General features: G+C 36.1%; 10 protein-coding genes and 1 pseudogene. 6 read left to right on the top strand and 5 right to left on the bottom strand.

Annotation, left to right across the window (positions count from 1 at the left end; all coding sequences use genetic code 11):
• From LF886_RS06085 to LF886_RS06070, 4 genes are read left to right on the top strand one after another with little or no spacing between them, the layout of a single operon-like run.
• Entirely contained in the window at nt 1-399 is a 399-nt protein-coding gene (locus tag LF886_RS06085) for a DUF2007 domain-containing protein (protein ID WP_152290082.1), read from the top strand.
• A gap of 8 nt (nt 400-407) precedes the next feature.
• A complete protein-coding gene (locus LF886_RS06080) occupies nt 408-968 on the top strand; it encodes a hypothetical protein (RefSeq protein ID WP_236853250.1) in 561 nt (186 codons plus the stop codon).
• An 11-nt stretch (nt 969-979) separates the two neighbouring features.
• Nucleotides 980-1,585 carry a fumarylacetoacetate hydrolase family protein gene (locus LF886_RS06075; protein WP_236853249.1) on the top strand — a complete coding sequence of 202 codons (606 nt, stop codon included), beginning with the start codon at nt 980-982 and terminating at the stop codon, nt 1,583-1,585.
• A gap of 59 nt (nt 1,586-1,644) precedes the next feature.
• Entirely contained in the window at nt 1,645-2,082 is a 438-nt protein-coding gene (locus LF886_RS06070; protein ID WP_103231796.1) for a universal stress protein, read from the top strand.
• Nucleotides 2,083-2,165: 83 nt separating this feature from the next.
• Here LF886_RS06070 and LF886_RS06065 read toward each other — a convergent pair whose 3' ends face one another.
• Nucleotides 2,166-2,399, bottom strand: coding sequence for a DUF6341 family protein (locus LF886_RS06065; RefSeq protein ID WP_103231797.1), 234 nt, complete (start codon nt 2,397-2,399; stop codon nt 2,166-2,168).
• A 42-nt stretch (nt 2,400-2,441) separates the two neighbouring features.
• Here LF886_RS06065 and LF886_RS06060 point away from each other — a divergent pair, with 42 nt between their 5' ends.
• Together LF886_RS06060 and LF886_RS06055 are read left to right on the top strand one after the other, a co-directional pair.
• Nucleotides 2,442-3,347, top strand: coding sequence for a DUF6427 family protein (locus LF886_RS06060; RefSeq protein ID WP_103231798.1), 906 nt, complete (start codon nt 2,442-2,444; stop codon nt 3,345-3,347).
• 6 nt (nt 3,348-3,353) lie between these two features.
• Nucleotides 3,354-3,938, top strand: coding sequence for a DUF3109 family protein (locus tag LF886_RS06055; RefSeq protein WP_236853247.1), 585 nt, complete (start codon nt 3,354-3,356; stop codon nt 3,936-3,938).
• 65 nt (nt 3,939-4,003) lie between these two features.
• Here the strand turns inward: LF886_RS06055 and LF886_RS06050 are convergent, their stop codons facing one another.
• The 4 genes and pseudogenes from LF886_RS06050 to LF886_RS06035 form a co-directional block, all read right to left on the bottom strand.
• Nucleotides 4,004-6,844 (bottom strand): M16 family metallopeptidase, encoded by a 2,841-nt coding sequence (locus tag LF886_RS06050; protein ID WP_236853245.1) that lies wholly within the window; start codon nt 6,842-6,844, stop codon nt 4,004-4,006.
• Nucleotides 6,845-7,143: 299 nt separating this feature from the next.
• On the bottom strand, nt 7,144-10,008 hold the full coding sequence (locus LF886_RS06045; RefSeq protein ID WP_236853243.1) for a M16 family metallopeptidase: 2,865 nt from the start codon (nt 10,006-10,008) through the stop codon (nt 7,144-7,146).
• Between the two features lie 152 nt (nt 10,009-10,160).
• The gene (locus LF886_RS06040; protein ID WP_236853241.1) at nt 10,161-10,847 is read right to left on the bottom strand and encodes a hypothetical protein; all 687 of its coding nucleotides are present in this window, start codon (nt 10,845-10,847) and stop codon (nt 10,161-10,163) included.
• Between the two features lie 246 nt (nt 10,848-11,093).
• A pseudogene (locus tag LF886_RS06035) lies at nt 11,094-12,427 on the bottom strand (trigger factor).
• Between the last annotated feature and the right edge of the window lie 71 nt (nt 12,428-12,498).

The raw sequence follows: 12,498 nt of genomic DNA, 5'->3' as shown, positions 1-12,498 counted from the left end.
ATGTCAGATCTTGTTCGCTTTAAATTTTATGAAACTGCCCTTGAAGCTAACAGGGACAAGCAGATATTGGCTGAAAACGACATCAACAGCTTTATTGCGAACGAACAGCTGATCCAGTCAGATTGGCTTCTTTCACAGGCTGTTGGCGGTATACAACTTCAGGTTTTTGAAGACGATCTTGAAAAAGCCCAGCAAATCCTGCAGGATTATAAAGATAATGAACAGTATTCTTTGGAAGTAGAACACACCATTGAAGATCCTGAGTTTGATTTTGTATGTCCGAAATGTGGTTCCAATCATATTTATAGGGACGACAGCGCAACCAGTTTCTTTGGGATTTCTTTTCTGACGAGTCATAAGTTCAAATGTTATTATTGCGGGAATGAATTCAGCCAATAAAGCTTACTATGATCAAAAAGATTGGAAAAATTCTCTTCATCATCGTTCTTGCCGTTCTTGTTTTCATAATAGGAAAGTTCTTACTAGTATGGGACAGCGTAGAAGTTGATCATAGCTTAAGCAAAAGGTCTCTTTTTAAAGCATTTGATAAACAAAAGCAGGAAACAATTTGGGACAAAGGAGACATTAAATCCAATGATTTCAAAACAAAAATGGAAACAGATAGCTTGAGCCCGGAATATTACAAGTGTTCTATCCATAAAAATCCAATATTAACCGTAAGACTTTATTTAGGAGACGGTTTTAGCGGTGGTGGTTTCCAAATAGATATTTTACAAAACAGATATAAAATTTCACCGTATTCTTATACAGACAACATCAAGCCTTTTGATTTTCTGGATACAGGAGAATATTATAAAGTTTTGGACAGTAAACTTATTCTGGATAAAGAATCTTATAAAGAGGGAGACAGTATCTTTGGATATACCGAACTTAAAGTTCAAAGAAGATATGGCCCTGAAAAATATACAGTAGAAGGAAAAGGATATTTTAAAGGTATAGTAAATTAATCAATAAAGTTATGAAAATCATCTGCATAGGAAGAAACTACAGTGAGCACGCAAAAGAATTAGGAAACGAAATTCCTGAGAACCCTGTTATTTTTATGAAACCGGATACAGCGGTTTTAAAAGGAAATGATTTTTACATTCCTGAATTTTCAAATGACATTCACTACGAACTGGAAGTGGTTTTAAAAATTTCAAAGGGAGGGAAATATATTCAGAAAGAAACAGCGCACAAACATTATGAAGAAATAGGGCTGGGAATAGATTTCACAGCTAGAGATCTTCAGAGTGAGCTAAAATCAAAAGGACTTCCATGGGAACTTGCCAAAGCTTTTGACGGTTCTGCTGTGGTAAGCAGCTTCTTCAAAAAGGAAAGTTTCAGTCTTGACAACCTTCAGTTTTCATTGTTGAAAAACAAAGAGAAGGTTCAAGATGGTAATACAAAAGATATGATGTTCAACTTTGATGATATCGTTGCTTTTGCTTCTCAGTACTTTACTTTAAGGGTTGGTGACCTTATTTTCACCGGAACTCCAAAAGGGGTTGGAAAAGTAGAAGAAAATGATATTTTGGAAGCTTATCTTGAAGAGGAAAAAATCCTTGATATCCGAATATTATAAGTATTTAACATCAGACTCTGACAAATTTTTCCTATCTTTAGGTAACAAAATGAAAGGTTATGATAAATATTGTATTGCCCGTAGATTTTGGGGACAAGACAGACCAATTGGTAGACGGTGCCATAAAATTTGCAAAACAGCTTAACGGCAGAATTTACCTGATCCATGTAGCGCCATCAGATATTGGCTTTGCCATTGGCGATATGGGATTTCAATATTTTCCGGAAGTGGAAGCCAACGAAATCAGAGAGGAGCTAGTGCAGCTTAATAAGATTGAGCAAAGAATCATCGCTCAGGATATCGATTGCGAGCACCTTTTAAAACAAGGACTTGCCAAAGATATTATTCTGGAACATGCAAAGGACAAAAATGCAGATTATATTGTGATGGGATCACACGGCAGAAGCGGAATTTATGATGTATTCGTGGGAAGCTTAACAAAAGGAATCACGAAAAGCTCAAGTATTCCTGTTCTTGTACTTCCAATTCACGACTAAGAAAAAGAAATTTTAATCGTTAGTAATAAAAAAACCGATCAAAGCATAATGTTTGATCGGTTTTTTACTATATAACCAATTAATTAACCTTCTTTTTTGTAGATCTTTGGATCGTAGTAAGGATTCTTACCTTCCGTTGGAGAATAATAGTCTTTATCTTTGTCACCGCCTAGTGTAACTACCAGCACATAGCACCAATAAGTAAACAATATACAGCAAACCGCAAATAGAATCCAGTTTAAAACATTACCAAATGATTCAAAGAAACCGAAAGTCCATTTGAAAACTTTACTTAAGAATAGAAAGAAAGACGTCATTATTTTCCTTTTTTAAATTAACTTTGTACAAATTTATAAAAAATGTTTAAATTACTTTCAAAAGAAAGCAATATTTTTTCAATTCCTGTTTATATTGGTTTTCTTCTTTTAGTAGTAATAATATTTAACATACTGAATTTCAACACTTATGAAGCTATTGTTGCCGGAATAACTTTTTTGGGAATTGCTTTAGGATATTTTTGTTTTCACAGTATTGCCCTTAATTATCAGACTCATCTGCCCTTATTCTTATATACTTTTTTTATTTTTGGGCTGTATCCAGGAAATCTGGATATAGGAATTGCTGTTTCGCTGCTTACCAATTCTTTTCTTATCCTTCTTCTGACAAGTGCGGATGAAGATATCAGAAAGAAGTCCTATGTATTGGTAGGATCTATTGTAGCATTGAACTTTATTTTCCTTCCTACGACCTGGCCGATGGCTTTATTTGTAATCATTCACGTGATTGCTACTTCTGCCAAAATTGCATTGAATCTTTTCAGGTTCCTGCTGGGAATCGCCCTGATTACATTCAGTTATTTTTCTGTAATGTATTTCGTACAGTTCACTTCCTGGAATATTGATTATTTTCCGTTTGGAAAGATGAAACCGATCACAGATTATACGGAGATTCTGCCATTGATCCCTGTGATTCTGATGCTGATCTATGCGGTATATGACCATTTTAAAAATTATAATAAGAAAAGTCCGATAAGCAGGTATAAGTATACTTTCTTGCTGGTCTTTTCGATGGCACAGCTTATTTCCATCATTCTCTATATGAATAAAAGCTACGAATACCTGATGCTTCTGGCATTTCCTTCAAGCATTATTCTGAGCAGAATGATGAGATTTTTGCCTAAATACTGGATGAAAGAGGCCAGTTTATGGCTTATTATTATTAGTTTACTGACCTTCAAAGCAGGTACAGTTTTTGATTTATTTTAAAAAATTATGATTCAGATAGACGATAAATTGATTTCCGAAGATATTTTTTCCGAGGAATTTGTTTGCAACCTTACGAAATGTAAAGGTGCATGTTGTGTGGAGGGAGATGTAGGAGCTCCGTTGGACAAAGACGAGCTTGAAGTATTGGACAGTATTTTTGATAAAATAAAGCCTTACCTTACTCAGGAAGGAATCAAAGCCCTTGAAGAGCAGGGAACATGGACTACTGATCCGCACGACGGAATGTATGTTACTCCAATGGTGGAGGACCGCGAATGTGCTTATGTAACTTTCGATGAAAAAGGAATTACCAAATGTGGTATTGAAAAAGCGTATGAAGACGGTGCTGTAGAATGGCAAAAACCTATCTCATGCCACCTCTACCCGATCCGTATTACGGAATATTCTTCATTTACTGCTTTGAATTATCATGAATGGAATGTATGCAGTGATGCCTGCACCCTTGGAAAAGAGCTTCAGGTTCCTGTCTATAAGTTTCTGAAAACGCCATTGACAAGAAAGTATGGTGAAGAATTTTACACTGTTCTGAGTGAAGTCGCTGATGAATGGAAAAAAGAATTTGGTTCTTAACCGATTTGGATTAAATAACAAAAACCGCAGATTTCTCTGCGGTTTTTTATTGAAATAAGAATTTATTATTTTATACCTGCACCATTCTTAATTGCTTTTTGGGTGTTTTCAAACCCGTCTTCCGGCATTAATACCGCGATACTTCGTCTTTTAGAAAGATATTTTCTGGCAACATCCTGAAGATCCTTTACCGTAAGTGATTTTACTTTATCCGGATAATTCAGAATATTGTATTTATCACTGCCATCTACCTGATTTTGGGAAATTCCCTGTAACCAGAATCCATTGTCTTTAAGACTTGTTTTATATTCGTTGTATTCTCCCTCTTTATATTTATCAAGGTCTTTTTGCTCAGGTCCTTTATCTATGAATTTTTGTAATTCGGCCATTGCAATTTTTGTAAGTTTATCCACATTTTCAGGACCACAAGGGAAATTAACACTAAAATCGTAGGCACTGTATGGAATTTTACTGAAGCTTCCCCCTGCACCGCCGCCATAAATACCACTTTCCTCTTCTCTTAGTTTTTCAAGAACTTTAATTGTAGCGACTTCACCAAGAGCAGAAAGTGCCATAGCCTCTTTCTCATTATAAGGGGCTTCTCCACTATAAGAGATTGTTACTAAACTCTTCGGTTCTTTTCCCTTTTTATATACCTTGGAATATCCTCCTTCCACAGGTCTGTAACCTGTATCTTTAAACGTAGATGATTTTCCTGTTGCAGGAAGTGATGCAATATACTGCAGTACTTCCTTTTTAAGCTGCCCTTCATCTATGTTTCCTACAAAATAGAAGTGGAAATTACCTGCATTGGCAAATTTCTGTTTGTAGATATCATATGCTTTTTTATAATCCGTATTCGCCCAATCTTTTTCGGTAGGTTCAAGACTGGTAAATCTTGGATTTTTCTGATTGATAAATTTGGCATATTCATTAGAAAAATAATATTCCGGATCTGAATCTACATTAGCCAGTGCTGCAGATTTCTTTGTCTTGTAAGCATTGAATGCATCGGGATTGTAATTTAAGTCTGTAAAACAAGCATAGATCAGCTCCATAGCCGTTTTTAGATCTTTTTTCGAACTTGTTCCGGAAACGCCTTCTGTAAGACCTCCGACATAAGAGCTTGCAGACACTTGTTTTCCAGCAAGATAATGCGTAAGATCTGTCTTGGAAAGCCCGCCAATTCCTGCTTCCAGCAAAGCATCGAAGGCAAATCGTGTTTTATGATAATCAGCATCCGGAATAACCGATACTCCTCCCAGGCTTACTGCTGCAAAAGCAATTTCATCATCTTTAAAATCTGTTTTCTTAAAAGTAACTTGAGCTCCGTTACTTAGTGTCCAGGTTGTAGTCTCCAACTTAGCATCTGATTCTGTTTTTGCAATTTCACCTTCAGATTTGAATGGTTTTATTAAGCTCTCAGCCTTAGTTTTTTCTTCATAAGGTTTAAGGTCAGCCATTTTCACAGCATCGAATGTATTCAGAACCATTGCCTCTGTTGGCATTTTAATATTATCTTTTTTCGGGCCTGTAATTACGATCACCCTGCTGTCATCCTTTACCAGCTTTTTGATAATTCCATTGGTTTGTTCCAGCACTACGGTTGGAAGGACTTTTTTAATATGTTCATACCCCCAGGTAATTCCAGGGATTGGATCCTGTCTTAGAAAATTACCTACATATCCATCAACCAGTTCCCCACTTTGGTTCTTGTCTTTATTGTTGTAAGCCCATTCATAAGAAGAAAGCAACTGTTCTTTTGCTCTATCCAGTTCAGATTGGGTAAATCCGAATCTTTTTGCTCTTTCAACTTCTTCCAAGAGGACTTTCAGTGCATTCAGCTGATCGCCATCTTTTGTAGCAGCTGATCCCTGAAATGCTTCTTTTGTTCTTGCATAAGTTCCTCCGTGGTATACCGAACCATACGTAAAAGGAGGATTTGTTGAGTTAACCAGTTCTGCCAATCTGCTGTTCAGCATAATATTCACAAGACCTTCTACAAGACTTTGATCGTATTGCTGGATTGTTACATCCGGTTTGTAAGCTTCAAAATCTTTGATGATAAACTGAACTCCGGAGCCTGTAGCATCCGGATCTGTCTCAATAGCAACCAGTGCTTCTTTATGATTTGGAAGGTCAAAAGATTTTCTTTCTCTAGGCTTTGAAGGATTTTTGTATTTGCTGAAATTATCCTTAATCTTTTTTTCAATTTCATCCACATTGATATCTCCCACAACTACGATCGCCATCAGATCTGGTCTGTACCAGTCCTGGTGGAATTTTCGGATCACGTCAGGTTTGAAATTTTCAATGACTTCTTTTTTTCCAATTGGAAGTCTCTCCGCATACTGAGATTTGTATAAAAGTTTCGGAAGGTATTTATCCATCATTCTCTTATCCGGTCCAAGACCTAATCTCAGCTCTTCCAGTACTACTCCTCTTTCTTTATCGATCTGTTTGTCAGAAAGTGTTGCATTAAATGCCCAGTCTTCCATCACTTTCAGTCCGGCATCCAGATTTCCAGGCTTATCCAGTGGAACAGGAAGCATGTAAACTGTTTCGTCAAAACCGGTAGAAGCATTAAGGTGCTGCCCGAATTTCACTCCAATAGACTGTAAAAAGTCTACTAATTTGTTATCTGGAAAGTTTTTGGTTCCGTTGAAGTTCATGTGCTCCATAAAGTGAGCCAATCCTCTTTGATTCTCGTCTTCAAGAATAGATCCGGCATTGATCGCCAAGCGAAATTCTACCTTTTTCTCAGGTAAAACATTTTTTTTGATGTAGTACTTCATTCCGTTGGAAAGAGTACCTATTTTTACAGAAGGATCCACGGGGATATTCTGTCCATAGACATTTACAGACATCAGGAAGATGACCGAAAACGAAGATAATATTTTTTTCATCTGCATTATTTTTTGACCCTCAAAAATATCAATTCTCCCTACAATTAGCCCTTTGCCACACGGTTAAATTCAAGTTAAAAAATTTAAATATTACAAAATGAACGCGAATTGTTTATTTTATCTTATTCAAAATAATTTTTCATTAAAAACATTCGTAAATTATTTAAAATAGACTAATTAAAAATAAGCTCATTTTCTTCGTTAAGCTAAAAATGCTATTGATCTACCGTTATATTATCCTTATTCAACAAAAAAACCGTTGTAAAAAACAACGGTTTTCTTATTTTAAGTAAAAAAAATTAATTTGCTGCTCCTGGTTTTACAATTGCGGCTTCTACTTTTTTAGTTTCTTCTTTTTTGGCTTTTTCCCAGCCATCTTCCGGCATTAGTGTCGCTACGATTCTACCTTTTGTAAGGTATTTTTTAGCAACATCCTGAAGATCTTTTACTGTAAGTGCTTTTACTTTATCCTGGTAATTAAGGATATCATATTTATCACTTCCATCCAGCTGGTTTTTAGCGATGGCATTCATCCAGAACATATTGTCTTTAAGTTCTGTTTTGTTGTCATTGTATTCTCCTTCTTTGTACTTATCCAGGTCTTTTTGCTCAGGACCCTTGTCAATCAGCTTCTGAAGTTCTGCAATAGCACTTTTAGTCAGCTTATCTGCATTTTCCGGACCGCAAGGGAAGTTGATACCAAAACTGTAAGTACCATAAGGTATTTTGTTCATCCCTCCTCTTGCACCTCCACCGTAGATACCGCTTTCATCTTCTCTCAGTTTTTCGAGTACCTTGATAGTAGCCACTTCTCCAAGTGCAGATAATGCTAAAGCATCTTTTTCATTGTAAGGAGCTTCTCCACTGTAAGAAATAGATACCATACTCTTAGGATCTTTTCCTTTTTTGTAGACTTTTGTATAATCTCCGGTAATTGTTCTGTATCCGGTATCTTTAAACATGGTCGCTTTTCCTGATGACGGAAGGCTTGCAATATACTGAAGGACTTCATTTTTAAATTTCGCTTCATCAATATTTCCTACGAAATAGAACTGGAAATTTCCTGCATTGGCAAATTTCTCTTTATAGATATCATATGCCTTTTTATAATCTGTATTAGCCCAGTCTTTTTCCATTGGGAATACACCGATAAATCTAGGATTCTTCTGGTTCATGAATTTTGCATGCTCATTAGAGAAATAAGCCTGAGGATTAGACAACAGGTTATTCAGCATGGCAGATTGCTTTTCTTTGTAAGCATTAAAGGATGCCGGGTTGTAATTTAAACTTGTAAAATAAGCATACATCAATTCCAAAGCTGTTCCTAGATCCTTTTGAGTGGTTCTCCCTGAAACACCTTCAAAAAGAGACGTTACCATAGGATTTACCCCCACCTGCTTACCGGCAAGATAGTTGGTAAGATCTGCTTTAGAAAACCCACCTACTCCTGCTTCTGTTAATGCAGCAAATGCGAACTGAGTCTTATTGTAGTCAGCATCCTGAATAAGAGAACTTCCTCCTAAACTTCTTGCTGTAAATACAATTTCATCATCTTTAAAATCTGTTTTCTTGAATGTAACTTTCGCTCCGTTGCTTAATGTCCAGGTTGTTGTTCCCAGCTTAGCATCAGTTTCCGTTTTAGCAATTTTCCCTTCAGATTTGAAAGGCTTTACTAAATTCTTGATCGTTGCCTTTTCTTCGTAAGGCTTCAAATCAGCCATTTTCACAGCGTCGAATGTATTCACAACCATCGCTTCTGTAGGCATGGTTACATTATCTTTTTTAGGACCTGTGATAACAATTACCCTGCTGTCATCTTTCACCATCTTTTTGATGATTTCGTTGGTTTGTGCAAGAGTAACAGACGGCAAGAAAGATTTTGTATCTTCATATTCCCAGGCAATTCCAGGAATTGGCTCCTGCTCCAGGAAGTGTCTTACATACTCCCCTACCAGCATATCACTTTCTGTCTTATCTCTGTTGTTATAAGATCTTTCAAGATTAGAAAGAATCTGAGATTTTGCTCTGTCAAGCTCAGACTGTGTAAACCCGAATCTTTTTGCTCTTTCAACCTCTTCCAGTAAAACTTTCAATGCGCTAAGCTGATTTCCTTCTTTTACCATGGCAAATCCCTGGAAAGCTTCTTTGCTTCTTGCATAAGTTCCTCCGTGATATACAGACCCGAAAGTAAAAGGTGGGTTTGTAGAATTGATCAGTTCTCTCAATCTGTTGTTCAACATTGTTGTTGAGAGGTTTTCGACTAAACTCTGATTGTATTGTTGAATGGTTACATCCGGTGTATAGGCATCAGCATCTTTCATGATAAACTGCACCATAGAATTGGTCGCATCAGGGTCTGTTTCAATCGCTACCAGAGTTTCTTTATGATTTGGAAGGTCAAAAGATTTTCTCTCTCTAGGTTTTGAAGGGTTTTTATATTTGCTGAAGTTATCCTTGATCTTTTTTTCAATTTCATCCACATTGATATCTCCTACTACGATAATCGCCATCAGATCTGGTCTGTACCAATCCTGGTGGAATTTTCTGATCACATCAGGTTTGAAATTTTCCAGTACGTCTTTTTTCCCGATTGGAAGTCTGTCTGCATACTGAGATTTATATAAAAGTTTCGGAAGGTATTTATCCATCATTCTTTTGTCTGCTCCCAGTCCCAGTCTCAGCTCTTCCAATACAACTCCTCTTTCTTTATTGATCTGTTCATCAGAAAGCGTTGCGTTAAATGCCCAGTCTTCCATTACTTTCAGCCCTGCATCCAAATTCCCCGGCTTATCCAATGGAACAGGAAGCATGTAAACGGTTTCGTCAAAGCTGGTGTAAGCATTAAGGTGCTGCCCAAATTTGACTCCGATAGACTGTAAAAAGTCTACTAATTTATTATCTGGAAAGTTTTTGGTTCCGTTGAAGTTCATGTGCTCCATAAAGTGAGCCAATCCTCTTTGATTTTCATCTTCAAGAATAGATCCGGCATTGATCGCCAGACGGAAGTCTACTTTTTTCTCAGGCAATGTGTTTTTTTTGATATAGTACTTCATTCCGTTGGAAAGGGTACCTATTCTTACAGAAGAATCCACAGGGATATTCTGTCCAAAGGCATTAGCAGACATCAAAAAGATGACCGCAAATGAAGATAATACTTTTTTCATGTTATTTGATTTTATTTACACGCTAAAAGTATCAATTCTTCACAAGGTGAAGAAATACTGCTTAAAAATTTATAGTTAAATTTGAGTTAAAATTATTAAAACACAAAAAAAACCGGGAAATACCCGGTTTTAATATCTTAAAAAAGTGATTTTTATTTAAAATCAGCATCAGTAACTCCAGAATTGATTACGATTTTAGAAGTTTTGATAGTCATTTTCTGACCTCCACCTTCAGCATCTACCACCGCTGGAAACTGTAATCCGTCTACGGTCATATAACTTTTGATGGTTGCATTACCTTCTCCTGCATCAGTTTTATACAAAAGTCCGGTTCCTGCATCGAAATAAAATTTTCCTTTGTCTGAAGACAATACGTTATAGTCTTTCCCATCCAGTTTTTCTGTTGACACAGTCTGGAAATTAGAAGCATCAAAGGCTAAAGCATCAATTGGCTTTCCTTTTTTCAGCTCAGCAATCTTATCAGCAGGAATATCCATTTTATTTCCCATCTGATCAAAGTATCCTTTCTCGCCGTCAAAAAGCTGAATCATTTCTTTCCCCATCACCGATTGTACAGACTTGAATTTATTTCCTAATTTCTTGGTAGTCATTTGAATTTCCATTCCCTGTACACTCACTGTGTTGTCAATAATGGTAGATTTTACAGCCTCCAATTTATCTTTTCCACCTAATGCTTTGAAATAATTATCAACAACTTCTTTAGATGTCAGTTTAGATTTTGCAGCTTCTGTTTTGGCAGATGCAGCTCCTTTCTTCTGAGCTGCTGCAGGTACTGAAAAAAGTACTGCACAGAAAAACGGAATGATGATCTTTTTCATATTTATAATAAAGTTTAAAGAGTAAATATAGGAATATTGACGGACATATATCATGGGACGGCAATAATTCATAAATGATGAATGATAATTAACAGATAATGGTCAGGAAAGCCTTGAGTATAAGACAGGTTGAGCTATCAATCGAACATGTTATTAACTCTATATAACAGGCAATTCCCTGATAGATCAGCAACAAAAAAACCGTCAAAAAATTGACGGTTTTCAAATATTTATATCTGAATATAATTATTTCTTAAGTTCTTCTAAAAATTCGTCGTGAGAAATTTTAGTTTCTTTTTAGTTGCTTTTTCAAGAATTACATCTTTCAATTTAGCCATTGCTACTTCAGAAGAAATTTGTCTTACTTGTTCTTGGTCTTTCAACATTTCAACAGCGTATTTCTGGATTTCCTCTTCACCTAAGTGGTGGATTCCGTAGATAGCCAATTGATTCTTCACCAACTGCTCAGCCTGTGCCAATACATCAGCATAGTCAAGGTTGATTTCGTTTTCAGTCATCAATTTACCTTCGATGATCTGGTACTTCAATTGGTTTTTCTCAGCTTCAAGAATTTCTTTAGCCTGCTCTTCAGACTGGATGTTCTGGTTAGAGAATAATAACCACTTCACAAGGAAAGATTCAGGAAGTTTCACTTCTTCTGTACCAGTTACTTGCTCTAATACTTTATTTACAAAGTGAACATCAGCATTTTGTTGGAAGTACTCGTCTAATTCAGTTTTCACTTTATCTTTAAGTTCATCTTCAGACTTGATGTTTCCTTCTCCGTATACTTTGTCGAATAAGTCCTGGTTAAGCTCAGCTAAGTCTAATGAATAGAAGTCTTTTACTTTTACTTCTAATTCATTGTGGTGTAGGTGCTCAAGTTCTTCTTTGTTGAATCCTATTTCTTTAGCCAATTCTTCGTCACCTGCAAGAGCTTCTTTAGTTACTTTTACAGAACCGTCCATTTTCAAACCTTTTACCAATTTGAAAGCTTCTTTGTTTTCAGCAGTAATAGTAAGGTTTTTTGGTTGGTGGTGGTGCTCTCCTTCAGCATCTTCTTCTACAACCTGAGAAACTTCTAAGGCAATATAAGAATCTTTAGTGATTTTATCTTGAGGAACCTGCTCAGCGAAACGCTTCTGCATGTTTTCAATACTCTTGCTGATTTCTTTGTCAGAAGCTTCTACTTTGTAGTGAGGAGCTTCATATTTAGCTAAATCTATAGTGAATTCAGGCTCATATCCTACTTCGAAAGCAACTTCTAATTGATCAGCATTGTAATCTAGTTCGTTTACTGGCTGAGGAACAGGCTGACCAACTAATCTTAATTTGTTTTCATTGATATAGTTGTTTAAAGCATCAGAAACTTGTTTGTTGATTTCTTCAAATGCAATACCTGCTTCATATTGTTTTTTAACCATACTCAAAGGCACTTTCCCTTTTCTGAATCCAGGAACTTGCGCATTTTTAGCATAGTTAATCAACTGCTTTTCTACTTTTTCTTTGTAGTCAGATTTTTCCAGTGTTACTGTAAGCAATGCACTTACGTCATCATGGTTTTGTGCGGTAACCTTCATTATTGATTAAAATTTTAGGTTGCAAAAATATGAATTTTTTATGAAAACTACCCACTTAAAATCAACTTATA

This window comes from Chryseobacterium sp. MEBOG07 (assembly GCF_021869745.1).
Classification (GTDB): domain Bacteria; phylum Bacteroidota; class Bacteroidia; order Flavobacteriales; family Weeksellaceae; genus Chryseobacterium; species Chryseobacterium viscerum.
The sequence above is the reverse complement of the archived record's forward strand: the minus strand, read 5'-3'. Positions and strand labels throughout refer to the sequence as shown.